This is a genomic window from Pseudomonas lopnurensis (genome assembly GCF_015070855.1).
Taxonomy (GTDB): Bacteria; Pseudomonadota; Gammaproteobacteria; order Pseudomonadales; family Pseudomonadaceae; genus Stutzerimonas; species Stutzerimonas lopnurensis.
Genome location: NZ_JADDIX010000098.1, coordinates 121,357 through 146,787, shown reverse-complemented (window position 1 = coordinate 146,787; position 25,431 = coordinate 121,357). Strand labels below are relative to the sequence as shown.

The following is a 25,431-nucleotide window of genomic DNA, read 5'->3' as shown; positions in this document are numbered from 1 at the left end:
CTTTAATCAGGAAGAAAGATATGGGTCTGTTTCGTCTGCTGTTCTGGATCGCCCTGATCGCCGCCGCGTTCTGGCTCTGGCGACGTCTGTCGTCCAAGAAGGCCTCGCCCAGAAACCAGCAGACCACCCTGCCGATGGTCCGCTGCGCCCAGTGCGGTATCCATGTGCCACAGGACCAGGCGCTGCAGGCCGGCGAGCAGTGGTATTGCAGCCGCGCTCATCTCGAGCAGGGCAGCAAGCCTGGTGGGCACTGAGAGCCTTACCTTCCTGGGCGACCAGGGACAGCGCATCCTCCGCCTGTACCACCTCTATCGACTGACCATCGGCCTGGCGCTGGTCCTGCTGATCAGCAGCGATCTGCACAACGACCTGCTGCAGATGAGCAATCCGCAGGCGTTCCAGTATGGCGCCTGGCTTTACCTGATCCTCAACATCGTCGTCGCCGTGCTGGTGCAGAACCCGCGGCGCGACATTCCAGTGCTCGGCCTGGCGCTGATGGACGTGATCCTGCTGTCGGGGCTGTTCTATTTCGGCGGCGGAACCCCCAGCGGCATCGGTAACCTGCTGATCATCGCGGTCGCCATCGCCAACATACTCCTGCGCGGCCGCGTCGGCTTCTTCATCGCGGCGGTGGCGGCGATCGGCCTGATCTACCTGACCTTCTACCTCAGCATCAGCCACCCGAGCGCCAGCAGCCAGTATGTCCAGGCCGGCGCACTGGGCACGCTCTGCTTCGCCGCCGCCTTGCTGGTGCAGGGTTTGACCCGCCGCCTGCAGGCCAGCGAAAGCCTGGCGCGCCAACGCGCCGAGGACGTCGCCAACCTCGAGGCGCTCAATGCGCTGATCCTGCAGCGCATGCGCACCGGCATCCTGGTACTGGATTCACGGCAACGCATCCTGCTGGCCAATCAGAGCGCCCTGCATCTGCTCGGCCAGACTTCCCTGGCCGGCGAACGCCTCGCGCCGCGCTGCCCGGAGCTGCTCAAGGCCCTGCAGCAGTGGCGCGACAATCCGACCCTGCGCCCGCAGAACCTCAAGGCCACCCCCGGCGGCCCCATCCTGCAGCCGAGCTTCGCCGCCCTGCAGCATGGCGACAAGCTCGACACCCTGGTCTTTCTCGAAGACATCTCGCAGATCGCCCAGAAGGCCCAGCAGCTCAAGCTCGCCTCCCTCGGCCGGCTCACGGCCAGCATCGCTCACGAGATTCGCAACCCGCTCGGCGCCATCAGCCACGCCGCCCAGCTGCTGCAGGAATCCGAAGCGCTCGACGGACCGGACCGCCGCCTGGCGACGATCATCCAGGATCACTCGCGACGGATGAACCTGGTGATCGAGAACATCCTGCAGCTGTCGCGCCGGCGCCAGGCCGAACCGCAGTTGCTGGACCTCAAGTACTGGCTGCACCGTTTCGTCAGCGAGTTCCGCCAGGGGCTCGGCCCGCAGCAGAGTGTGCACCTGGAAACCATCGGCAGCTCGCTGCAGACCCGCATGGACCCGAACCAGCTGACCCAGGTGCTCACCAACCTGGTGCAGAACGGCCTGCGCTACAGCGGTCAGCAGCACCCTCAGGCGCAGGTCTGGCTGCGCCTGTTCCGCGACGAGGCCAGCGACCTGCCGGTGGTGGAAGTGCTCGACGACGGCCCCGGCATCGCCGCCGAGCAGTTGCAGAACCTGTTCGAGCCGTTCTTCACCACCGAGAACAAGGGCACCGGGCTGGGCCTGTACATTTCCCGCGAGCTGTGCGAAAGCAACCAGGCTCGCCTCGATTATCGCGAGCGCGCCGAGGGCGGCAGCTGCTTTCGCATCGTCTTCGCACACCCGCGCAAACTGGGCTGAGCGGTGGCGGCCCGCTTGCCGGCAACGCATCACACATCGACCAATGCGGCAGGCACGCCCGCCTGCCGCGGAGTTAACATGGCCGGCGACCCGAACGCCGGGTGACCGCCGTTTCAGCCAACAAGAGCAGGACCATGACCGCGCGCCAGAAAGCACTGATCATCGACGACGAGCCGGATATCCGCGAGCTGCTGGAAATCACCCTCGGCCGCATGAAGCTCGATACCCGCAGCGCATGCAACCTCAAGGAAGCCCGCGAATGGCTGGCGCGCGAGCGCTATGATCTGTGCCTGACCGACATGCGCTTGCCCGACGGCAGCGGCCTGGAGCTGGTGCAGCACATCCAGCAGCAGCACCCGCAACTGCCGGTGGCGATGATCACCGCCTACGGCAGCCTGGATACCGCCATCGGCGCACTCAAGGCCGGGGCGTTCGACTTCCTCACCAAGCCGGTGGATCTCAACCGCCTGCGCGAGCTGGTCGGCACCGCCCTGCGCCTGCGCGCGCCCGCGGCCGAGGAACTACCGGTGGACACCCGCCTGCTGGGCGGCTCGCCGCCGATGAAGACGCTGCGCAAGCAGATCGGCAAGCTCGCCCGCAGCCAGGCGCCGGTCTACATCAGCGGCGAGTCCGGCAGCGGCAAGGAACTGGTGGCGCGCCTGATCCACGAACAGGGTCCGCGCAGCGAGCGGCCGTTCGTGCCAGTCAACTGCGGCGCGATTCCGTCGGAACTGATGGAAAGCGAATTCTTCGGCCACAGGAAAGGCAGCTTCAGCGGCGCAATCGAGGACAAGCCCGGGCTGTTCCAGGCCGCCCATGGCGGCACCCTGTTCCTCGACGAGGTGGCCGACCTGCCGCTGCCGATGCAGGTCAAGCTGCTGCGAGCCATTCAGGAAAAGGCCGTGCGCACCGTCGGCGGCGCCCAGGAAGTGATGGTCGACGTGCGCATCCTCTGCGCCACCCACAAGGATCTCACCAACGAAGTCGCGGCCGGTCGTTTCCGCCAGGACCTCTACTACCGCCTGAACGTCATCGAGCTGCGCGTACCACCGCTGCGCGAACGCCGCGAGGACATCGGCCTGCTGGCCGACGTCATGCTCCGGCGCCTGGCGCAGGAATGCGGCGACAGCAGCGCACGCCTGCATCCGGACGCCCTCGCCAAGCTGGAGAACTACCGCTTCCCCGGTAACGTGCGCGAACTGGAGAACATGCTCGAACGCGCCTATACCCTCTGCGACGGCGACGAAATCAAGGCCGGCGACCTGCGCCTGGCGGACAGCCCGGGACTGCCGGAAAACGGCGACACCCGCCTGGCGCAAATCGACAACCTGGAAGACCACTTGGAAGAGATCGAGCGCAAGCTGATCATGCAGGCGCTGGAGGAAACCCGCTGGAACCGCACCGCCGCCGCCCAGCGCCTCGGCCTGACGTTCCGCTCGATGCGCTATCGGTTGAAGAAGCTGGGATTGGATTGAGCTGCAAGCTGCAAGCTGCAAGCTGCAAGCTGCAAGCTGCAAGCTGCAAGCCAGCGTAGGGTGGATGTCGTTTTTTACATCCACCATTACCCGCTCGCCGGGTCGATGAAGCGTGACCCGGCCTACGCTGCTGCGCCGCTTTGCGCTTTTACTTGCCGCTTGAGGCTTGAGGCTTGAGGCTTGAGGCTTGAGGCTTGAAGCTGCCTTTACCCCTGCGACAACAGATTGCGCAGGTCGATGATCGCCGCGTTGGCGCGGGAGATGTAGTTGGCCATCACCAGCGAGTGGTTGGCCAGTACCCCATAACCACTACCGTTGAGCACCATCGGGCTCCACAGCGGCTCCTGCGCGGCTTCCAGTTCGCGAATGATCTGCCTGACGCTGATGGTGGCGTTCTTCTTCGCCAGCACGTCGGCGAAATCCACCTCGATGGCGCGCAGCAGGTGCGACAGCGCCCAGGCCTGCCCGCGCGCCTCGAAGAAGACGTTGTCGATCTGCAGCCAGGGCGTTTCCACCACCTGTTCCTTGACCTGCGGGACGATACCCGCCCGCTCCTGCTCGGGCGCGATGTCGGTATCCAGGCGTACCCGGCCGACACTGGCGGACAGGCGCTGCGACAGCGACCCCAGCCGGGTCGCGGCATCGCCGAGCCAGTTGTTGAGGTTATCGGCCCGCGTATAGAACAGCGCCTTCGGCTCCGGATCGCTGAGCCGCGCCAGGTAGCGGTCCAGCGCCCGGATGCCATTGCGGTATTCGGATTCCGAGGCCGGCAATGCCCAACTGCGGTTGTCGAAATTGAACAGCGGCTCGCCCTTGGCCAGGTCCGTGTCCTCGGTGGACTGCGATTGCGAGCGAGCGAAATCCTTGCGCAGCGCCCTGCTCAGATCGCGGACCTGCACCAATACCCCGTATTCCCAGCTGGGCATGTTGTCCAGCCACAGGCCGGGAGGCGCGATGTCGTTGCTCAGGTAGCCGCCGGGCTTGTCCAGCAGGGTACTGGCAACGCGCTTGAGGGTTTCCACCGTGGTGTAGCCGTTGACCAGCTGGCGCTGCGCCGCCTCGGCCGCCTGGCGGGCGTTCTGCTGGACGGGGAACAGGTCCGGCTCGCGACTCCAGTACCAGCCGAGCACCAACGTCGCCAGCAGGTACAGCCCGAGCAGGCCGGCAAGAATCGCCAGGAGCGGGTTGCCAGCCCGGTGATCGGCCACCCCCGAGGCGCCGTTCGAACGACCGAGACGGGCGAAGCGATTCTTCCAGTCCAGCATGGGTTGTATGTCCTTCTCGCGAATTCAGGGGTTCGACCGCAAGGCGTCTGGGACGTTGCGGCGACGGCTTTTCACTATAACGCAGACCCTAGGGTCTGTTGACGTTTCATCGCAGGCCGCGTTGCCGCGTCAAATGGCGCCAGGTCGGGCGGCGTTCCGCAGGCGCGGGACGCAGGTAATGGTGCCTAGGCATACTCAGCGCCAAATTGAGAACCACTACCGGCCCCGCGACTTCCAAACCGCTCCCACAGTGATAGCATGAGGCCATTAAAAACGCCCGGACGCGAACCTGGCGTACCGGGAAGCGCACGATGTCGGAACAGGAAGAGCTCAAGCAGTACTTCGCCCAGCGGGTGATCCACCAGGCCCGTGAAGTACTGGAAGTCTGGCAACAGCTGCAGCGCAGCGAATGGAACGACAGCTACCACGTTGCCCTGAGCGAAGCCACGCTGCGCCTGCGGCGCTTCGCCGAACGCTTCGAACAGACCGAGCACAGCGAACTGGCGCAGGGGATCGAGGATTGTCTGGGCGACATCCAGGACAATCGCGGACGTCTCTCCAGCGACACCATCTCGACCCTCAGCCAACTGATCTACCGCCTCGCCCGTACCGGCCTGCGCCACAGCGATCCACAGAGCCAGTCCATCCTGCTGCCCCTGGGCAAGCCGGTCTACATCGCCCTGCAGGACCACGAGCGCGCCGAACACCTGGTGCGCCAGCTGGATTTTTTCAGCATGTCGGCGCAGGCCTTCGGCAGCGACAGCGCCTTTCGCGCCGCGATGCACCAGCGCCACCCGGCCGCCATCGTCATGGAAGTGGATTTCAACGGCCCCGGTGAGGGCCTGCGGCTGGCCGAGAAAATTCAGCAGGGACTGGAAGACAAGCTGCCGATGCTGTTCTTCAGCCATGCCGATACCGACACCCCGACCCGCCTGGCGGCCGTACGCGCCGGCGGCCTGGAGTTCTTCACCGGCACCCTGGACGCCTCCAGCCTGCTGGAAAAGATCGAGATCTTCACCCGCACGGCGCATTACGAGCCGATCCGCGTACTGATCATCGACGACTCGCGCGCGCAGGCGACGCATACCGAGCGGGTGCTGAACAACGCCGGCATCGTCACCCAGACGCTGATCGAACCGATCCAGGCCATCGGCGCCCTGGCCGAATTCCAGCCGGACCTGATCATCCTCGACATGTACATGCCCGACTGCCTGGGCACGGAGCTGGCCAAGGTAATCCGCCAGCACGAACGCTACGTCAGCGTGCCGATCATTTACCTGTCCGCCGAAGACGACCTGGACAAGCAGCTCGACGCCATGGGTGAAGGCGGCGACGATTTCCTCACCAAGCCGATCAAGCCGAGCCATCTGATCGCCACCGTGCGCACCCGCGCCGCCCGCGCCCGAAGCCTCAAGGCACGCATCGTGCGCGACAGCCTCACCGGGTTGTACAACCACACCCACAGCCTGCAATTACTCGAAGACGCCCGCTTCCGCGCGCGGCGCGACAACCGCCCGCTGAGCTTCGCCATGCTCGACATCGACCATTTCAAGCGGGTCAACGACACCTATGGGCATCCCATGGGCGACCGGGTGATCAAGAGCCTGGCGCTGTTTCTCAAGCAGCGCCTGCGCAAGACCGACCACATCGGCCGCTACGGTGGCGAGGAATTCGCCGTGGTGCTGCCGGACACCCCGGCGGAAGCGGCCTGCAAGGTGCTCAACGACATCCGCCAGCGCTTCGCCGAAATCCGCTACCCCGCCCAGCCGCAGGACCTGAGCTGCACCTTCAGCTGCGGCATCAGCGAGCTGACCGCCGATGCCGACGTCAAGACGCTCACCCGGCAGGCCGACGAAGCGCTCTATCGCGCCAAGCACGGCGGACGCAACCGCGTCGAGCGTTTCCAGTGATCCGACGCTTTTGTAGGTTGGGTTGAGCGTAGCGAAGCCCAACGAGGGGAATGTCGGCCAGCGCTTCGGTGAGAGTTGGGCTTTGTCGCTTCGCTCCGCAACCCAACCTACGCGCCTCCTCAACCTAGCTCACCTCCTCCGGCTGCTCCTAGCCACGCCCCGGCTGTCATGCGATTGACATCAAACTGCCATAGATTCCTAGCCTCCTGCACTGCCCCTGCGAGGCGATGATGCGTCTGAAGTCGCTCACCACGCTCAATACCCTGCTGCTCATCGCGGTCTGCCTGGCGCTCGGCGCCACGCTCTGGTGGTCGGAGCGCGCCATGGAACGCCCCTACTTGCTGATGGCCCGCTATCTCGGCCTGTCCCAGCAGTTCCAGCACCAGGCCGCGGACAACATCCGCGCCTACCTGGCCAGCGGCGACGCCTTGCGCCATAGCCAGGCGCAGCAGGCACTCGAGGCTCTGCGGCAGGACATCGCCGAACTGCCCAGCGGTTTCGCCGACAGGCTGCGTCCCAGCCTGGACGAACTGATCCAGTTCAGCGCCAACGACCTGCTCGCGGCCGGCAAGCTGGCCGGCGACCCGCAAGGCCTGCTGCTGCAGGCGGAACGCGAGATGGCCGGGGCACTGTCCCAGCTCGACGACTACCGGGCCCAGGCCGACCACCCGAACGCGCGGGATTATCCACAGCCGCTGTTCGCCGCCAGCCAGCACTTGCTGCGCCTGAGCCATGCGCGCGGCAAGCTGGTGAGCAGTGGCCGCGACGAGCTGGCCGGCGAAGTCGAACAGGCGCTGCATGCCCTGGAGCAGGAAGCCTCGCGGCTCGATGCCCTGCCCCTGCTCGGCGTGCTGGCCGCCCAGCAGTCGACCGCCAGTAGCTTCGCCGCCCTGCTCGAGCTGGACAGCGATACGGGCCCGCAGCAGAACAGCGAAGATCGCGGCACCGCCCTGAAGCGCGAACTCACCAGCCTGGTCAAGCGTTACCCGGCCGAGCTGCAGCGCACCCGCCAGTTGATCCGGCAACGCAGCGAGCTGCTCGACAGCAGCGCACGCCGGGTCGACGCCGTACAGCAGGCGCTGGCCGAACTGGAACCCGCAGTACGCGCCGAACACGGGCGCATCCAGGGCGAGGTGCGGCTCATCCAGGGCGCCATCATCGCCCTGATCCTGCTCATCGCGCTGGCCATCGATCGCCTGCAACGCCAGCTGACCCGCACCCTCGGCCAGCTGGTGCCGGCACTCTCGGCCTGGGCCGAGGGCGACTTCAGCAAGGATGCGCGCATCGATTCGAAGATCCGCGAGATCACCGACATCGAAACCTCGCTCAACCGCCTGCGCAGCTACCTGCTGCAACTGGTCGGCACCCTGCGCCAGCAGGCCGAGCAGGTGGCCGCCAGCAGCCGCAACCTGGACGAGATGAACAGCGACCTGCATGACGGCGCCCAGCGCCAGACCGGCGATACCGCCCAGATCCGCGATTCGCTGGGCGAACTGGAAGCCACCATCCAGCAAGTGGCCGATGGCGCGGGCGAAGCGGCCGAAGCCAGCCGCGCGGCGGCACGTGCCGTCCAGCATGGCCAGCAGGTGATCGGCCAAAGCCTGACCGGGCTACATGGCCTGGTCGGCGAAGTGCAGGACAATGCCGCCGCCATCGAACACCTCGCCGACGAAACCACCACCATTGGCAATGTGCTGACGGTGATCCGCTCCATCGCCGAGCAGACCAACCTGCTGGCGTTGAATGCCGCCATCGAGGCCGCCCGCGCCGGCGGGCATGGGCGAGGCTTCGCCGTGGTGGCCGACGAGGTGCGCTCGCTGGCGCAACGCACCAGCGGCGCCACCGAGGAGATCCAGCAACTGATCGGCCGCCTGCAGCAGGCCGCCCGGCAGTCGGTCGACGCCATGCGCAGCCAGGTCGCCCACGCCGAAGGCACGGCAAACCTGGCGCAGAGTGCCGACCAGGCGCTGGACGAGATCGTCGCGACCATTGCCACCATCAGCCGCATGGCCGAACAGATCGCCCAGGCCACCGCGCAACAGGGCGAGGCGGTCAGCGAAATCCGCGGGCACAGCGAACGCATCCATCAGTTGGGCGATGCCAACCTGAACCACATCAGCCGCGGCCGGGAGCAGAGCGCACGCATGCTGCGCCTGGGCAACGAGCTGGACCAGGCGACACAGGCGTTCAGGTTCTAGGCACGACGCAGGCGCATGCCACACCGAGCCGGAATGCGGGCATGCAGGTTCATCAACCGCTACTCGCCGCTATCGCGGTGCGACCGGACGCTGCGGCTTGCGCCCCTTGCCCGCCGGCTTGCCGCCGTTGGCGGCCTTGCGCCGGGCCTCGGCAGCGGCCTTGGCCTGCTCGCGCTTGTCCCAGGCATTGCCGTCGTGGCTGCGCGGCGGCAGCCCGGTGTGCTGGGTGAGGACCTTGCCGCCCTGCCCGGCCTTCTTGCTGCCCACCGGCGTGGAATTCTTGCGCCGCGCGCTCTGGTAGCCATCGACCGCCGGCTGGTGCGCCGGGATCAACTGATGCTTGCCGTTGCCGATCAGGTCGGCGCGGCCCATGCGCACTAGCGCCTCACGCAGCAGCGGCCACCCCCTGGGATCGTGGTAACGCAGGAAGGCCTTGTGCAGGCGGCGCTGCTCCTCGCTTTTGACGATGGTCACGCCCTCGCTCTTGTAGGTCACCTTGCGCAGCGGGTTCTTGCCGGTGTGATACATCGCCGTGGCCGAGGCCATCGGCGACGGATAGAAGGCCTGCACCTGGTCGGCGCGGAAGCCGTTGGCTTTCAGCCACAGGGCGAGGTTCATCATGTCCTCGTCGGTGGTGCCCGGGTGCGCGGCGATGAAGTACGGGATCAGGTACTGCTCCTTGCCCGCCTCCTTCGAGTATTTCTCGAACATCCGCTTGAAGCGGTCGTAGGTGCCGATGCCCGGCTTCATCATCTTGTCCAGCGGGCCGCGCTCGGTGTGCTCCGGGGCGATCTTCAGATAGCCGCCGACGTGGTGGGTGACCAGCTCCTTGACGTACTCCGGCGACTCCACGGCCAGGTCGTAGCGCAGGCCCGAGGCGATCAGGATTTTCTTGACGCCGGGCAGCGCACGGGCCTTGCGGTACAGCTCGATCAGCGAGCTGTGGTCGGTGTCGAGGTTCTCGCAGATGCCGGGGAACACGCAGGACGGCTTGCGACAGTGTTTCTCGATGTCGTGGCTCTTGCAGGCCAGGCGATACATGTTGGCGGTCGGCCCGCCCAGGTCGGACACCACGCCGGTGAAGCCCGGCACGTTCTTCATTTCCTCGATCTCGTGCAGGATCGACTCGTGCGAACGGCTCTGGATGATGCGTCCCTCGTGCTCGGTGATCGAGCAGAAGGTGCAGCCACCGAAGCAGCCGCGCATGATGTTCACCGAGAAGCGGATCATCTCGTAGGCCGGGATCTTCGCCCCGGCGTAGGCCGGATGCGGCACGCGCGCATAGGGCGCGGCGAACACGTAATCCATTTCCTCGGTGGTCAGCGGAATCGGCGGCGGGTTGAGCCACAACTCACGGTCGTCGTGCCGCTGGACCAGCGCGCGGGCGTTGCCGGGGTTGGTTTCCAGGTGCAGCACACGGTTGGCGTGGGCATACAGCGCCGGATCGTTGCGCACCTTTTCGAAGGATGGCAGGCGGATCACCGTGCGCTCGCGCTCGAGTTTCGGGTGCGGCAACAGCTCGACCGGCCTGGCCTCGTTCGGATCGTCCTGCGGCCCTTTTTCCTTCTCGATGGCGCAGGCGGACAGATCCTGGGTATTGACGTAGGGGTTGATGATCTTGTCGATCTTGCCCGGACGGTCGATGCGCGTGGAGTCGATCTCGAACCAGCCCTCGGGCGTGTCCTTGCGGATGAATGCGGTGCCGCGCACGTCGGTGATCGCCTCGATCGACTCGCCGCGGGCCAGGCGCTGCGCCACCTCGACGATGGCCCGCTCGGCGTTGCCGTAGAGCAGGATGTCCGCCGTGGCATCCATCAGGATCGAGCGGCGTACCTTGTCCGACCAGTAGTCGTAATGGGCAATACGCCGCAGCGAAGCCTCGATCCCGCCGAGCACCACCGGCACGTGCTTGTAGGCCTCCTTGCAGCGCTGGCTATAGACCAGGCTGGCGCGATCCGGGCGCTTGCCGGCCAGGCCGCCAGCCGTGTAGGCATCGTCGGAGCGCACCTTGCGGTCGGCGGTGTAGCGATTGATCATCGAATCCATGTTGCCGGCGGCGACGCCGAAGAACAGGTTCGGCTCGCCGAGCTTCATGAAGTCGTCTTTGCTCTGCCAGTCGGGCTGGCTGATGATGCCGACGCGAAAGCCCTGGGCCTCCAGCAACCGACCGATGATCGCCATGCCGAACGACGGATGGTCGACGTAGGCGTCACCGGTGACGATGATGATGTCGCACGAATCCCAGCCGAGCCGATCCATCTCCTCCCTGCTCATCGGCAGGAACGGCGCCGGGCCGAAACACTCGGCCCAGTACTTGGGGTAGTCGAACAGCGGCTTGGCGGCATGCATGGCGGGAAACCGGGGCAACGAAAACGGGCGCGGAATATAGCACAAAAAATGATCAAGCCCGACCACTGCACAGGGTCTTTACTCGCCCTTGCGACAGGCGCGCGCAGATATCCTGCAGCCGCCTACACCCGGGCGACTCGATCAACGCTCCGGGTCAGCCGACGTAGCGGCGTGGCACCCGGCCGGTCACCTTGGTCAGCAGCTCGTAGCCGATGGTCCCGCAGGCCTGGGCGAGCTCGTCGATCGGCATCTGCGCGCCCCACAGCTCCACCGCGTCACCAAGCTGCGCCTGCGGCAGATCGCTCAGGTCGACGGCGAGCATGTCCATCGATACCCGTCCGGCCAAGGGCACGCGCCGGCCATGAATCACCACCGAGGTTCCGGAAGGCGCGGTTCGCGGGTAGCCATCGGCATAGCCGCAGCTGACGGTGCCGATGCGCGACGGTCGCTGCGCCACCCAGCCGGCGCCGTAGCCGACGCTTTCGCCCGCGGCCAGCTCGCGGATCGCGATCAGCGCGCCGGTCAGGGTCATCACCGGCTTGAGTCCCAGCTCCCTGGCGCTCAACTCGGCAAAGGGCGTGGCGCCATAGAGCATGATCCCGGGGCGGACCCAGGCCATGTGTGCCTGCGGCAGAGTCAGGACCGCAGCGGAGTTGGCCAGCGAGCAGTTGTCGAATTCCAGCCCCAGCAGCTCGCCATAACGCTCCAGCTGGGTGTCGGTCAGCGGATGGCCGCGCTCGTCGGCACAGGCGAAATGGCTGATCAGGTTCAGCTCACCGACCGGCGCCGCGCCCTTGAGCCGGGCATGACACTCGCGTAGCCCTGCGACGCTGAAGCCGAGGCGGTGCATGCCCGAATCCAGCTTGAGCCAGACGTTCAGCGGCCGCACGAGATCGGCCGCCAGCAGCCAGTCGGCCTGGCGCCGGTCCTGTACCGCGATGTCCAGGCCCAACTCGGCCGCGCGCAGGTACTCGGCGGGCTCGAAGCAACCCTCGAGGAGCAGGATGCGCGCATCGGGCGCGCAGGCGCGGACCTCTTCAGCCTCCTCCAGACAGGCCACGGCGAAGCCGTCGGCGATCTCACGCAACGCCACGACCGCCTCGCGCGCACCGTGCCCGTAGGCATTCGCCTTGACCACGGCGAACGCCTTGCGCCCCGGGGCGCATCGCTTGGCAAGAAGATAGTTGTGGCGAAGCGCGGTCAGATCGACCGTGGCAACCAGGGGACGCATGGGAGGGTTCCTGTACAGCGGAGGGAGAGTGGAATCTTACTCCTGTCGAAGTGTTTGCGCAGGAGCTGGAAGCTGGAAGCTGGAAGCTGGAAGCTGGAAGCTGGAAGCTGGAAAAGCGTCGGCGGCGGGGTTCATCCCTGTCGAGGGTAAAGCCGCACACCCTTGTGTAGGAGCCCGGGGGACGCCGACCCCTTGCGGGCAATCAGCATTTCGCAGCATCGCCCGCAAGCGGGCTCCTACAAAAAGCACACGCCATTGCCGCCAGGGATAGAGGCTTTTTCTTCCAGCTTCAAGCTTCCGGCTTCAAGCTGCCTTATTCGTCATCGAACTGGTAACTGCCCGGAGCCAGGTTCTCGAAGCGCGAGTAGCGACCGAGGAAGGCCAGGCGGGTGGTGCCGATCGGGCCGTTCCGCTGCTTGCCGATGATGATTTCGGCGACGCCCTTGTATTCGGTTTCCGGGTGATACACCTCGTCCCGGTAGACGAACATGATGATGTCGGCATCCTGCTCGATCGCACCCGATTCGCGCAGGTCGGAGTTGACCGGGCGTTTGTTGGGGCGCTGTTCCAGCGAGCGGTTGAGCTGCGACAGGGCGATCACCGGGCAGTTGAATTCCTTGGCCAGGCCCTTCAGCGAGCGGGAGATTTCGGAGATCTCGTTGGTCCGGTTGTCGCCGCTGGAGCCCGGAATCTGCATCAGTTGCAGGTAGTCGACCATGATCATGGCGATCTCGCCGTGTTCGCGGGCCAGGCGCCGGGTGCGCGCACGCATTTCCGAGGGGCTGATGCCGGCGGTGTCGTCGATGAACAGCTTGCGGTCGTTGAGCAGGTTGACCGCCGAGGTCAGCCGCGGCCAATCGTCGTCATCGAGCTTACCGGCACGCACCTTGGTCTGGTCGATGCGCCCGAGCGAGGCGAGCATACGGATGACGATGGAATCGGCGGGCATTTCCAGGGAGAACACCAGCACCGCCTTGTCGGTGCGCAGCACGGCGTTCTCCACCAGGTTCATGGCGAAGGTGGTCTTGCCCATCGACGGACGCCCGGCGACGATGATCAGGTCGGCCGGCTGCAGACCGCTGGTGGCTTCGTCCAGGTCGTTGAACCCGGTGGACAGGCCGGTGATCGCCTCGCCGAGGTTGAACAGCGTGTCGATGCGGTCGATGGCCTTGACCAGGATGTCGTTGATGCCCACCGGGCCGCCGGTCTTCGGTCGTGCCTCGGCGATCTGGAAGATCAGCCGCTCGGCCTCGTCGAGAATCTCCTCGCCGGTACGCCCCTGCGGTGCGTAGGCGCTGTCGGCGATCTCGTTGCTGATGCCGATCAGCTGGCGCAGCGTGGCCCGCTCGCGAATGATTTGCGCGTAGGCCTTGATGTTGGCCACCGAGGGCGTGTTCTTCGCCAGCTCGCCGAGATAGGCCAGGCCGCCGACCTGCGACAGGTGCCCTTCCTTGTCCAGCTGTTCGGACAGGGTCACCACGTCGAACGGCGAGTTGCGTTCGGCCAGGGTGAAGATGGCGCGGAAGATGAGGCGATGGTCGTGGCGGTAGAAGTCGCCATCGGACACCTGGTCGAGCACGCGCTCCCAGGCATTGTTGTCCAGCATCAGACCGCCGAGCACCGCCTGCTCGGCCTCGATGGAATGTGGCGGCACCTTGAGCGCGGCGGTTTCCAGGTCGTATTGCTGGGGGACACTGATGTCGTTCATGGCATTCGGGATTCGAAACGGAAAAAACAAAGGGCACGTTCCACTCGCGTGGAAGCGTGCCCGATGTTACGCGTCAGGCACCAGAGGTGCCAGACGATGGCTTAGCCGGCTACGACGATCAGCTTGACGGTCGCTTCGACGTCGGTGTGCAGGTGCACGGCCACGTCGTATTCGCCGGTCTGGCGGATGGTGCCGTTCGGCAGGCGAACTTCGCTCTTCGCCACTTCGACGCCGGAGGCGGTCAGTGCGTCAGCGATATCGTGAGTACCGATGGAACCGAACAGCTTGCCCTCATCGCCCGCGGTGGCGGTGATGGTGACTTCCAGCTCGGCCAGCTGAGCAGCACGAGTTTCGGCAGAGGCCTTCTTCTCGGCAGCGGCTTTTTCCAGCTCGGCGCGGCGGGCTTCGAACTCGGCGATGTTGGCCTGGGTCGCAGCGGTAGCCTTGCCTTGCGGCAGCAGGTAGTTACGGCCGTAACCGGCCTTGACGTTTACCTTGTCGCCCAGGTTGCCCAGGTTGGCGATCTTTTCCAGCAGGATGACTTCCATTTGAGTCTTACCTCTTAACTTTTAACCTTCACCGTTCGCAGGTCCCGCGCCGTTCTTACCGGCAGAGCGACCGCGAAAATCAAACAGACTGTCGACAATGGCCAATACGGCCAGTAGCGGATAAATCAACTGCATGAACAGCACCAGCGTGACGTACAGCCCCACCAGCCAGAATCGCGGCAAGCGCCCCTGAGCCACCAGCCCATGCATCAGCGCAACGCCGGCGAACACCAGCGGAACGCTGCACAGCGGTGTCAGCACGGCCAGCTGTGCACCGAGATTCGGCCCCAGCAGCATGCCCACCAGCAGCAGGATCGCCAGCATCGGCGGAAACCGCAGCGCACGAAACTCGCTGCCGAAACCGCCCGGGTTGTACAGCGCGGCCTGCCAGTAACGCCCCAGCATCAGGCTCAGCAGGGTGACGATCTGCAGCAATGCCGCCAGCAGGCCGGTCAACACCGGTGCCAGCAGCGAATCCAGCCGCGCGCGCTCATCCACCGAGAGCTGCCGATAGGCGTCCGACAAGGCGTCGGGCAACACTTTCTGCAGCTCACTGGCCAGCGCCGCGATGGGCTCGCCAAACACGGCACCGAGAGCCCAGACATACAGCAGTCCGAGACCTACGCTGCACAACATCACCCGCGACCACGATGCCTGGCTGCGCAACAGCAGCGCCAGCCCCAGCGAGCCGAGCAACACCAGCAGGGTGCGCGGATCGCCGAAATACCACCAGGCCAGCGCCGGCAATACGGCCCACACCAGGACCCCCAGCGCATCGTTCAGCCCACGCCGCAGGAGCACCAGGCTACCTGCAGCAGCGCTCAGCCAGAACAGCATCGGCAGCGCCGCAGCGCCGGCCACCACGAAGATGGCCTGCATGCGGCCACGCATGATGAACTCGGCCAGGGCGCGCATGCGATTTATCCTTTACTTCTGTCGACCAGCCGGATCAACGGCCGTGGCTGTCGGTGTAGGGCAGCAGGGCCAGGTAGCGGGCGCGCTTGATAGCGGTGGCCAGCTGACGCTGATAACGAGCCTTGGTTCCGGTGATGCGGCTAGGAACGATCTTGCCGGTCTCGGAGATGTAGGCCTTCAGGGTGTTGAGATCCTTGTAATCGATCTCTTTCACGCCTTCGGCGGTGAAACGGCAGAACTTACGACGACGGAAAAAACGTGCCATGAAATAGGCTCCTCAATAGATCCGTGGATTACTCGTCAGCGTTGTTATCGCTGTCACTGTCGCTCTCGCTGGAGCCGTCAGTGTTTTCAGGGCGATCACGACGCTCGCGGCGTTCGCTACGGTTTTCCTCAGCCTTGAGCATTTCGGACTGCTCGGTCACGGCTTCGTCGCGACGAATGATCAGGTTGCGGATGACGGCATCGTTGTAGCGGAAGTTGTCTTCCAGCTCGGCCAGGGCCTTGCCGCTGCACTCGACGTTCAGCATCACGTAGTGAGCCTTGTGCACGTTGTTGATGGCATAAGCCAGCTGACGACGGCCCCAGTCTTCCAGGCGGTGGATCTTGCCGCCGTCTTCTTCGATCAGCTTGGTGTAACGCTCCACCATGCCGCCGACCTGCTCGCTCTGGTCCGGATGAACCAGAAAGATGATTTCGTAATGACGCATAACTGCTCCTTACGGGTTGCAGCCTGCCGACGATGCGGTCAGGCAAGGAGTGAATGACTTGTTGTCTTGCCGGCTGAAGGGACGCGCAAACGCCTGCCATCCGGGCAAGGGGCGCCATTCTAGAGAAGGGCCGACAGCGGCGCAAGGCGAATTGGTGAATATTTAACCAGTCGTTTCGCCGCCCGATTCGACGCGCTCGGCCTGGATCGCGTCGAGCAGATCGCGCACCTGATGGATATCATAGGGCTTGAGCATCGTGCGCAGCCGGTTCAGGCCAATCTCGGCGGCATCCACCGCATAACCCGAGGCGATCACCAGCGAGAGCTGCGGATGGCGCGCCCCCGCCTGCTTCACCAGCTCGACCCCGTCCATGCCCGCCAGCCCGACATCGGTCAGCAGTACATCGAATGCCTGCCGCTCAAGGCATTGCAGCGCTTCCTCGGCCGTCTCGCTGAGCTCCACCTGGTGGCCGAGCTCGAGCATCACCTCGCCGGTCAGCATGCGCAGCGTCGGATCGTCCTCGACGAAAAGGATCCTCAAGCCCGCACCGCTCTGCGCACCAACCGGCTCACGGACCGAATGGCTTGTCTCGTCGCTCTCCTCGGTAGACATACGCTGCCCGGCTGGCTGGCCGTTGGCCCGATCCGCCGCGGCAGCGCCGCGCGGCAAATGGACATGCACGGCGGTTCCCCCACCCTCTTCGCTCTCCAGCGTGACGAAGCCGCCACTCTGCCTGACGAAGCCGTAGACCATGCTCAACCCGAGCCCGGAGGCATTGCTCTGCCGCTTGGTGGTGAAAAACGGCTCGAACGCGCGGACACGGACATCGGCGCTCATGCCACCGCCCTGATCGACGACGCTCAACCGCACGTAATCGCCCGCCTCCACCTCTGCCCCCGGAAGCCCGGAATCATCCAGCGTGCAATTGGCCAGCCGGATAAGCAGCGTGCCGCTGCCCGCCATCGCGTCACGCGCATTGGCTGCGAGATTGAGCACGACGCTCTGCAGGTTGCCGACATCGGCGAAAACCGGCCAAAGGTCGTCTGCGGCGTCCAGCTCGACCCGAACGGCTGAGCCCAGCGCGCCATTGAGCAGCTCGTGCATCTGCCCGAGCAAGCGGTCCATCTGGACCGGCTGCGGCTGCAAGGGCTGCCGACTGGCGAATGCCAGCAGTTGCGAGGCCAGACGCGCGCCCCTCTCCACCCCGCTGACCGCCGAGTCCAGGCGCCGTAGCGCGGTCTCGTCGCTGCCGAGGCTGCGTCGCAGCAACTGCAGGTTGCCGCCGATGATCTGCAGCATGTTGTTGAAGTCATGGGCGATGCCCCCGGTGAGCTTGCCCACCGCCTCGAGCTTCTGCGCCTGCAGCAGCGCCTTTTCGGTCGCCTGGCGTTCCGTCTCGCTCTGCTGCAATGCCCGGGTTCGCTCGCGCACCAGCTCTTCGAGGTGCTCGCGATAGACGCGCAGCTCCTGCTCGTTACGCTGCTGCTCGGTCACGTCCTGGCCCTGGACGAAGATGCCGAAAACCTCGCCATCACGCTCGATGATCGGCTGCAGAACGAAATCCACGATCACCTTTTCCGCCGCCGCGCCAGGCTGGCGCTGCAGCAAAAGCGATACCTGCTTGCCGATATAAGGCTCGCCCGTGGCGTAGACCTCATCGAGCAGCTCGAAGATTCCCTGCGCCTCGAGTTCCGGCAGCCCTTCGCGGACCGTCTTGCCGAGCAGTTGACGCGGGCCGATCAGGCGTCGATAGGCATCATTGACCAGCTCGAAGACATGCCCCGGCCCGCGCAGGAAACAGACGAAGCCCGGCGCCTGGGCGAACAGCCGCCGCAACTGGATGCCTTCGGCCTGCAACAGCCTGGCCCGCGACATCACGCCCTGCTCGAGCTGCTGCACCGGCTGCCGGCCAGCGCCGGGGCGGCGCAGCGAATCCTTCATCAGCTCGGTGATATCCGAGGTATGCTGCAGGATCGCGACGACCTCGCCCTGCTCGCCCAGGATCGGCGTGTGGGTGGCGCTCCAGTAGCGATCCTCGCTGACCGGCCCGTGCGGCGTCCGGCGCACGAGGGAATAGCGAATGACCGGCAGCGAGTCGACAGCCCTGCGGCTGAGCGCGCGGGCGAGCGAATCCAGCAACTCCTGGACATGGGTCGACTCCGGATGTTGCGGGTCGGCGGCGAACGCCTCGTGCAGGCGCTGGCCGCGAATGTCTTCGAGCTGACGGCCGGTGAGCGTCAGGTAGGCAGGATTGGCATCCAGGATGACCAGTTCCGGGTCGAGCAGCACATAAGCATTGGGGGAATGCCGAAACAGGCTTTCGAAAGACGGGCGTTGCCGCATACAACCTCCATGGTACGAGCCTGACGCCACGTAACGAACACTCCGGACGGCTCCGGCAGCATCCGGGAACTGTTCCAGCAAACAGGAGAAGCCGCTGCCAGCGGCCAGGCACTGGACAGCGATTGACCACGAAAAGGGCGATCCGTTTCAGCCGGCGCGAACGCCTGCCGCCCGCCGGGACGAACGCGGATGATCAGACCGGCGCCGCACCCGCCTTGCGCTGGCGCAACGCCTCGAACAGGCAGACGCCAGTGGCGACCGAAACATTCAGGCTGCTGACGCTGCCAGCCATGGGCAGACGCACCAGGTAGTCGCAGTGCTCGCGGGTCAGGCGCCGCATGCCCTTGCCCTCGGCACCCATGACCAGCACGATCGGACCGCTGAGGTCCTGCGCATAGAGTTCCTGCTCGGCCTCGCCGGCGGTACCGACGATCCACAGGCCGCGCTGCTGCAGCTTCTCCAGCGTGCGCGCCAGATTGGTCACCGCCACCAGTGGAATCACCTCGGCGGCGCCACAGGCGACCTTGCGCACCGTGGCATTGAGCGTCGCGGACTTGTCCTTGGGCACGATCACCGCCAGCGCGCCGGCGGCATCGGCGGTACGCAGGCAGGCACCGAGGTTATGCGGGTCGGTGACACCATCGAGGACCAGCAACAGCGGCGGCCCCTCGGCACGATCGAGCAGTTCTTCGAGCATCGCCTCGCCCCAGACCTGGCTGGGGCTGACCTCGGCGATGACGCCCTGGTGCACGCCCTCGACCCAGGCGTCCATTTCGCGCCGCTCGCATTGCCCGACCCGCACACGCGCCTGGGCTGCCAGCTCCAGCACGGCCTGGACCCGCGGATCGCCCCGCCCTTCGGCCAACCAGACCTGCTTGACGCGCTTCGGATGATGGCGCAGCAGCGCCTCCACGGCGTGCAGGCCGTAGATCTTCTCCAGCTGACTCATGACTTGGCCTTGCGCTTTCTGGGGCCCGAACCGCTGGCGACCGGCTTGCTCGCCGACTTGCCGTCCGCCTTGGGCTTGGCTGCGCCACGCCTGGGCTTGCCGGCCGACGCCTTGCCGCCCTTGGCACTCTTGGCCTCGTCCAGCAGCGCCTTCTTCAGTTCGCGACTCTTGCGGACATCGGCATTGCCGGACTCCTGAGTCGCCCGCGCGCCGCGACCGCCCGGCTGCCGCTCAGCCTTGCCGTCACGCTTGCGATCCTCGCCGGAGGCCTTGCTGCCGCCGCTGATCAGCTCGAAATCGATCTTGCGCTCGTCGAGATCCACCCGCATGACGCGCACCTCGACGCTGTCGCCCAGGCGGAAGCTGCGACCGCTGCGCTCGCCGGACAGGCGATGGTGCAGCGGATCGAAGTGATAGTAATCGCCAGGCATCGCGGTGACGTGCACCAGGCCTTCGACATAGATGTCGGTCAGCTCGACGAACAGGCCGAAACCGGTCACCGCAGTGATCACGCCCGGGAAGGTTTCGCCGACGCGGTCCTTCATGAACTCGCACTTGAGCCAGTTGACCACGTCGCGCGTCGCCTCGTCGGCGCGGCGTTCGGTCATCGAGCACTGCTCGCCCAGTTGCTCCAGCGCGGCCTCGTCGTACGGATAGATACGCGCCTTGGGCATGCTCGTCGCGCCTTCGCGGCGCACGTGCGGGGTATCGCGCCGGGAACGGATGACGCTGCGAATGGCGCGATGCACCAGCAGGTCCGGATAGCGCCGGATCGGCGAGGTGAAGTGCGCGTAGGCCTCGTAGTTCAGGCCGAAATGGCCGTGGTTGTCGGCACTGTAGACCGCCTGGCTCAGCGAGCGCAGCATGACCGTCTGGATCACGTGGAAATCCGGCCGCCCCTGGATGCGCTCCAGCAGCGCCTGGTAATCCTTCGGCGTCGGGCCTTCCTTGCCCTTGTGCAGGCTGAGCCCCAGCTCGCCGAGGAAGGCGCGCAGTTTTTCCTGGCGCTCCAGCGGCGGCCCGTCGTGCACGCGATACAGTGCGGGGATGTCGTGCTTCTGCAGGAACGCCGCGGTGGCGACGTTGGCGCAGAGCATGCACTCTTCGATCAGCTTGTGCGCGTCGTTGCGCTCGGTCGGCTTGATCTCGTCGATCTTGCGGTCGGCGCCGAAGACGATGCGCGTCTCCTGGGTCTCGAAATCGATCGCACCGCGGGTATGGCGCGCCTTGAGCAGCACCTTGTACAGCGCGTACAGCTGCTTGAGGTGCGGCAGCACTTCGGCGTACTCGGCGCTCAGTCGCCTGCCCTCGGCGGAGCGGGGCTGCTCGAGCATGCAACTGACCTTGTTGTAGGTCAGCCGCGCATGGGAATGGATCACCGCCTCGTAGAACTGGTAGTCGGTCATCTTGCCCGACTTGCTCAGGGTGATCTCGCAGACCATCGCCAGGCGATCCACGTGGGGGTTCAGCGAACACAGGCCGTTGGACAGCTCTTCGGGCAGCATCGGCACCACCCGCTCGGGGAAGTACACCGAGTTGCCGCGCACCTCGGCCTCCTTGTCCAGCGCCGAACCGACCTTGACGTAGTGCGAAACGTCGGCGATGGCGACGTACAGGCGGAAGCCGCCGGTCAGCAGCTTCCAGCCGCCGGGCTTCTCGCAATAGACCGCGTCGTCGAAGTCCCTGGCATCCTCGCCGTCGATGGTGACGAAGGGCAGGTGGCGCAGGTCGACGCGCTTGAGCTTGTCCTTCTCCTCCACCTCGGGCTTGAGCCGGGACGCCTCCTTGAGCACCGCCTGCGGCCAGACATGCGGGATGTCGAAGCTGCGCAGCGCCACGTCGATTTCCATGCCCGGCGCCATGTAGTTGCCGATCACCTCGACGATGTCGCCCTGCGGCTGGAAGCGCTGGGTCGGCCAATGGGTGATCTTCACCTCGACGAACTGGCCGGGCTTGGCGTTCAGCGCACGCCCCGGCGTGACCAGCACTTCCTGCTGGATCTTGGGGTTGTCGGGGATGACGAAACCGACATCGCTCTCGATGTGGTAGCGCCCGACGATGCTCTCATGGGCGCGGCTGATCACCTCGACGATCGCGCCCTCGCGGCGACCGCGTCGATCCAGGCCGGCAACCCGCGCCAGGCAGCGGTCGCCATCGAAGACCAGGCGCATCTGTGCCGGGCTGAGGAACAGGTCGTCGCTGCCGTCGTCGGGAATCAGAAAGCCGAAACCGTCACGATGGCCGCTGACGCGACCGCAGACCAGGTCCAGCTTGTCCACCGGGGCATAGGTGCCGCGCCGGGTATAGATCAGTTGGCCATCGCGCTCCATGGCCCGCAAGCGGCGGCGCAGCGCTTCGATGTCTTCTTCGGAGACAAGCCCGAACTCCTCGACCAGCTGCTCACGGGCGGCGGGCGAGCCGCGCTCGCTCAAGTGCTGAAGGATCAGCTCGCGGCTGGGAATGGGGTTTTCGTACTTTTCCGCTTCGCGAGCGGCCTCGGGATCGAGGGATTGCCAATCGGCCATTAAGAGATGTCACCTTTCATTCATTTATAGAGACAGAACGTCCTATATCTATTGAAGCGCGAATCGCTCCCTGGCGGCAGCTTTCACGCGAATTATTTTTCATCATCAGGGGTTTACAAGGTCAAACCTCGGCCGTATAGTTCGCGCCCACAATGTCTGGTAGACGTTGTAACACGGAAACGGCCAAGTATCATCGTTTCCCGTGCCCAGGTGGCGGAATTGGTAGACGCACTAGGTTCAGGTCCTAGCGGTGGCAACACCGTGGAAGTTCGAGTCTTCTCCTGGGCACCACTCTTCAAGAAAAACCGAGCCTCTGGCTCGGTTTTTTTATGCCCGCCGATTGCGTAGCTGGCCGCAAGGCAACGTGCAGGGCCAGGTTCTGGTGTGAAGCCCGCTGCGCCGTGGTTTATCCGACACAGGGCAATGCTTTTGCCTTGCCGGGGACACGGGCTTTAGGCCCATGCTTGGCCGCCACTGGTGGGCTGAAGCCCACCCTACGGATTCCTGGCCACCCCAACACTAGTACTGTAGGGTGGGCTTTAGCCCACGCTGACCGCCGCCGGCGGGCTGAAGTCCACTCTACGAGCCCTTGCACCATCCTGCACCTTGCCGCCCGCCATGGCGGACGCCTCCTTCTCATATCCCAGACAGCAAGAGACCGCCCGAAGGCGGTCTCCGTGCAGACGGCAACCTACATCAGGCGTACGGGTGGCGCAGCACGATGGTCTCGTTGCGGTCCGGCCCGGTGGAAATGATGTCCACCGGCGCCTCGATCAGCGCCTCGATGCGCTTGATGTAGGCACGCGCATTGGCCGGCAGCTCGTCCAGGCTCTTGGCGCCCACGGTCGATTCGCTCCAACCCGGCATTTCCTCGTAGACCGGTTGCAGGCCATCGTAGCTGTCGGCATCGGTCGGCGCATCGACCAGCACTTCGCCGTTGCGATCCTTGTAACCGACGCAGATGCGAATGGTCTCCAGGCCGTCGAGCACGTCCAGCTTGGTCAGGCAGATACCCGAAATGCTGTTGATCTCGATGGCACGACGCAGGATGACCGCATCGAACCAGCCACAGCGACGGGCACGACCGGTGGTGGAGCCGAACTCGTGGCCGCGCTCGGCCAGGCGGGCGCCGGTGTCATCGAACAGCTCGGTGGGGAACGGACCTGAGCCGACGCGCGTGGTGTAGGCCTTGGTGATGCCGAGGATATAGTCCAGGTACAGCGGGCCGAAGCCCGAACCGGTGGCGGTGCCGCCGGCGGTGGTGCTGGAGCTGGTCACGTACGGATAGGTGCCATGGTCGATGTCCAGCAGGGAACCCTGGGCACCCTCGAACATGATGCAGGCGCCCTGCTTGCGCAGCTCGTGCAGGCGCGCACTGACGTCGGCGATCATCGGCCGGAGAATCTCGGCGTAGGCCAGCGCCTCGTCGAGGGTCTTCTGGAAGTCGACTGGCTCGACCTTGTAGAAGTTCTGCAGAATGAAGTTGTGATACTCCAGCAGCTCGCGCAGCTTGACCGTGAAACGCTCGGGATTGAACAGGTCGCCGATGCGCAGGCCGCGGCGCGCAACCTTGTCCTCGTAGGCCGGACCGATACCGCGACCGGTGGTGCCGATCTTGCCTTCCGAACGCGCCGCTTCGCGCGCCTGATCCAGCGCCACGTGGTACGGCAGGATCAGGGTGCACGACGGGCTGATGCGCAGGCGCTCGCGCACCGGCACGCCCTTCTCTTCCAGTTTGGTGATCTCGCGCATCAGCGCATCGGGCGCGACCACCACGCCATTGCCGATCAGGCACTGCACGTTGTCGCGCAGAATGCCGGACGGAATCAGGTGCAGCACGGTCTTCTCACCGTCGATGACCAGGGTATGACCGGCATTGTGGCCGCCCTGGTAACGCACAACCGCAGCCGCCTGATCGGTCAGCAGATCGACGATCTTGCCCTTGCCCTCATCACCCCACTGGGTGCCCAGGACCACGACATTCTTACCCATAACCCTTTGTCCTCTTCGGCGAAGCATACCGGCCGCAACCGGCGAAAATCGAAACCAGGCTGGCACCGCCATGCGGTGCGAACAGCCGTCAGAGCGCCAGCGGCGCTATCGTCCAGACACCCTTGCTCAACACCAGTTGCCGATCGCAACCAAGATTCGCTGCATCATCCTGCGCCTGCCCATCGAGCGCCTGCACCACACGCTCGCCCGCCCGGCGCAGCTCGCGGATCGCCTGCCACAGCCCGGACTCGTCACCATGCGGCGCCCAGATACCCGACAGCGGCGTCGAAAGATCGGCATTACCCAGGCCGACCAGCGTCTTCAGATCGGTGGAGAAGCCGGTTGCCGGCCGTGCGCGACCGAAATCGGCGCCGATATCGTCATAGCGTCCGCCCTGAGCGATCGACTGCCCCACGCCCGGCACGAATACCGCGAACACCACCCCTGTATGGTAGTGATAGCCACGCAATTCGCCCAAGTCGAAGTACAGCGGCAGCTGCGGATAGCGCGCCGCGAGCTGCTCGGCAATCAGGCTCAGCGTAGCGAGCGCCGCCTGCACTTCGGCTGGCGCGCCAGCCAGTGCGGCGCGGGCCTCGTCGAGCGTTTCACGACCGCCACACAGACGCGCCAGTGCCCGCAGCATGCTCGCCAGCGAGGGCTCGAGCGCGGCGGTCAGCTCGGCGATCTCGTCCATCGCCTTGCGCTGCAGCGCATCGAACAGACGCTGCTCGGCCTCGCCGCTCAGCGCGGCCGCCTTGGCCAGCCCCCGATAGATGCCGACATGCCCGAGGTCCATGTGCACATCGGGCACATCGGCCAGTTCGAGCATTTCCAGCATCAGGCTGATGACCTCGATGTCGCTGGACGCCGAGCCGTCGCCGTACAGTTCGGCGCCGAGCTGGATCGGGCTGCGCGAAGTGGAGAGCGCCTGCGGCTTGGCGTGCAGCACGCTGCCGGCGTAACACAGGCGGCTCGGACCTTCGCGGCGCAGGGTATGCGCATCGACCCGCGCCACCTGCGGCGTGATGTCGGCGCGCAGGCCCATCTGCCGGCCGGAAAGCGGATCGATCACCTTGAAGGTGCGCAGATCCAGATCCTGGCCGGAACCGCTGAGCAGCGATTCGAGAAACTCCACGTGCGGGGTGATGACCAGCTCATAGCCCCAGCGCTGAAACAGATCCAGCACGCGACGCCGTGCGGTTTCGATACGCGCCGCCTCCGGCGGCAGCACCTCTTCGATGCCATCTGGCAGAAGCCAGCGGTCTACCGTTGCCATTCGCGAAATCACCTCTCGTTCCGGTAAGCCCAGACGAAAACCGCGGCAGCAGCCTGGGCTGGCCTCCGGTTGCGTGCAGTTGTATTCGAACCATGGCATCCGAGCCATGCCCGCAGGGGGATCGGCATGGCCACTGCATGCCTGGGATCGCCCGCACCCCAAGGGGTACAGACGCAAAAAAGCCGGGATTTCCCCGGCTGG

The 25,431-nt window shown here is 65.4% G+C and carries 17 protein-coding genes, 1 tRNA gene and 1 pseudogene; 6 read left to right on the top strand and 13 right to left on the bottom strand.

What is annotated here, in order from left to right; genetic code table 11:
* The first annotated feature begins 20 nt into the window (after positions 1 to 20).
* The 3 genes from IN820_RS20775 to IN820_RS20765 all read left to right on the top strand — a co-directional run bounded on the left by IN820_RS20775 (position 21) and on the right by IN820_RS20765 (position 3,311).
* Positions 21 to 254, top strand: a complete 234-nt coding sequence (locus tag IN820_RS20775) for a PP0621 family protein (RefSeq protein ID WP_193682782.1) — start codon at positions 21 to 23, stop codon at positions 252 to 254.
* Positions 244 to 1,836, top strand: coding sequence for a sensor histidine kinase (locus IN820_RS20770; protein ID WP_193682781.1), 1,593 nt, complete (start codon positions 244 to 246; stop codon positions 1,834 to 1,836). Before IN820_RS20775 ends, IN820_RS20770 begins: the two co-directional genes overlap by 11 nt.
* Before the next feature lie 134 nt (positions 1,837 to 1,970).
* The gene (locus tag IN820_RS20765) at positions 1,971 to 3,311 is read left to right on the top strand and encodes a sigma-54-dependent transcriptional regulator (RefSeq protein ID WP_193682780.1); all 1,341 of its coding nucleotides are present in this window, start codon (positions 1,971 to 1,973) and stop codon (positions 3,309 to 3,311) included.
* Positions 3,312 to 3,517: 206 nt separating this feature from the next.
* Here the strand turns inward: IN820_RS20765 and IN820_RS20760 are convergent, their stop codons facing one another.
* Positions 3,518 to 4,576, bottom strand: a complete 1,059-nt coding sequence (locus IN820_RS20760) for a DUF2333 family protein (protein WP_193682779.1) — start codon at positions 4,574 to 4,576, stop codon at positions 3,518 to 3,520.
* Positions 4,577 to 4,887: 311 nt separating this feature from the next.
* Here IN820_RS20760 and IN820_RS20755 point away from each other — a divergent pair, with 311 nt between their 5' ends.
* Positions 4,888 to 6,486 carry a response regulator gene (locus tag IN820_RS20755; protein ID WP_193682778.1) on the top strand — a complete coding sequence of 533 codons (1,599 nt, stop codon included), beginning with the start codon at positions 4,888 to 4,890 and terminating at the stop codon, positions 6,484 to 6,486.
* 1,688 nt (positions 6,487 to 8,174) lie between these two features.
* Positions 8,175 to 8,684 (top strand): annotated as a pseudogene (locus tag IN820_RS23075) (methyl-accepting chemotaxis protein); the annotation flags it as partial.
* Positions 8,685 to 8,753: 69 nt separating this feature from the next.
* Here IN820_RS23075 and IN820_RS20745 read toward each other — a convergent pair.
* The 10 genes from IN820_RS20745 to rnr all read right to left on the bottom strand — a co-directional run bounded on the left by IN820_RS20745 (position 8,754) and on the right by rnr (position 21,962).
* The gene (locus IN820_RS20745) at positions 8,754 to 11,033 is read right to left on the bottom strand and encodes a YgiQ family radical SAM protein (protein ID WP_193682776.1); all 2,280 of its coding nucleotides are present in this window, start codon (positions 11,031 to 11,033) and stop codon (positions 8,754 to 8,756) included.
* A 154-nt stretch (positions 11,034 to 11,187) separates the two neighbouring features.
* Complete coding sequence (gene alr / locus IN820_RS20740) at positions 11,188 to 12,264, bottom strand: alanine racemase (RefSeq protein WP_193682775.1); 1,077 nt, start codon at positions 12,262 to 12,264, stop codon at positions 11,188 to 11,190.
* Positions 12,265 to 12,577: 313 nt separating this feature from the next.
* On the bottom strand, positions 12,578 to 13,972 hold the full coding sequence (gene dnaB / locus IN820_RS20735) for a replicative DNA helicase (RefSeq protein ID WP_193682774.1): 1,395 nt from the start codon (positions 13,970 to 13,972) through the stop codon (positions 12,578 to 12,580).
* Positions 13,973 to 14,073: 101 nt separating this feature from the next.
* Positions 14,074 to 14,520, bottom strand: a complete 447-nt coding sequence (gene rplI / locus IN820_RS20730; protein ID WP_193682773.1) for a 50S ribosomal protein L9 — start codon at positions 14,518 to 14,520, stop codon at positions 14,074 to 14,076.
* Positions 14,521 to 14,541: 21 nt separating this feature from the next.
* Complete coding sequence (locus tag IN820_RS20725; RefSeq protein WP_193682772.1) at positions 14,542 to 15,435, bottom strand: YybS family protein; 894 nt, start codon at positions 15,433 to 15,435, stop codon at positions 14,542 to 14,544.
* 34 nt (positions 15,436 to 15,469) lie between these two features.
* Positions 15,470 to 15,700, bottom strand: coding sequence for a 30S ribosomal protein S18 (gene rpsR / locus IN820_RS20720; RefSeq protein WP_003283112.1), 231 nt, complete (start codon positions 15,698 to 15,700; stop codon positions 15,470 to 15,472).
* A gap of 28 nt (positions 15,701 to 15,728) precedes the next feature.
* A complete protein-coding gene (gene rpsF / locus IN820_RS20715) occupies positions 15,729 to 16,145 on the bottom strand; it encodes a 30S ribosomal protein S6 (RefSeq protein ID WP_193682771.1) in 417 nt (138 codons plus the stop codon).
* A 162-nt stretch (positions 16,146 to 16,307) separates the two neighbouring features.
* The gene (locus IN820_RS20710) at positions 16,308 to 18,488 is read right to left on the bottom strand and encodes a PAS domain-containing protein (RefSeq protein ID WP_193682770.1); all 2,181 of its coding nucleotides are present in this window, start codon (positions 18,486 to 18,488) and stop codon (positions 16,308 to 16,310) included.
* A 193-nt stretch (positions 18,489 to 18,681) separates the two neighbouring features.
* Positions 18,682 to 19,437 (bottom strand): 23S rRNA (guanosine(2251)-2'-O)-methyltransferase RlmB, encoded by a 756-nt coding sequence (rlmB, locus tag IN820_RS20705; protein ID WP_193682769.1) that lies wholly within the window; start codon positions 19,435 to 19,437, stop codon positions 18,682 to 18,684.
* Complete coding sequence (gene rnr / locus IN820_RS20700; protein WP_193682768.1) at positions 19,434 to 21,962, bottom strand: ribonuclease R; 2,529 nt, start codon at positions 21,960 to 21,962, stop codon at positions 19,434 to 19,436. Before rnr ends, rlmB begins: the two co-directional genes overlap by 4 nt.
* Before the next feature lie 204 nt (positions 21,963 to 22,166).
* Here rnr and IN820_RS20695 point away from each other — a divergent pair.
* Positions 22,167 to 22,253: transfer RNA gene (locus tag IN820_RS20695), tRNA-Leu, on the top strand.
* 405 nt (positions 22,254 to 22,658) lie between these two features.
* Here the strand turns inward: IN820_RS20695 and IN820_RS20690 are convergent.
* Together IN820_RS20690 and IN820_RS20685 are read right to left on the bottom strand one after the other, a co-directional pair.
* Positions 22,659 to 23,954 carry an adenylosuccinate synthase gene (locus tag IN820_RS20690; protein ID WP_193682767.1) on the bottom strand — a complete coding sequence of 432 codons (1,296 nt, stop codon included), beginning with the start codon at positions 23,952 to 23,954 and terminating at the stop codon, positions 22,659 to 22,661.
* An 88-nt stretch (positions 23,955 to 24,042) separates the two neighbouring features.
* Positions 24,043 to 25,230, bottom strand: a complete 1,188-nt coding sequence (locus IN820_RS20685; RefSeq protein ID WP_193682766.1) for an ATP phosphoribosyltransferase regulatory subunit — start codon at positions 25,228 to 25,230, stop codon at positions 24,043 to 24,045.
* Positions 25,231 to 25,431 lie beyond the last annotated feature (201 nt).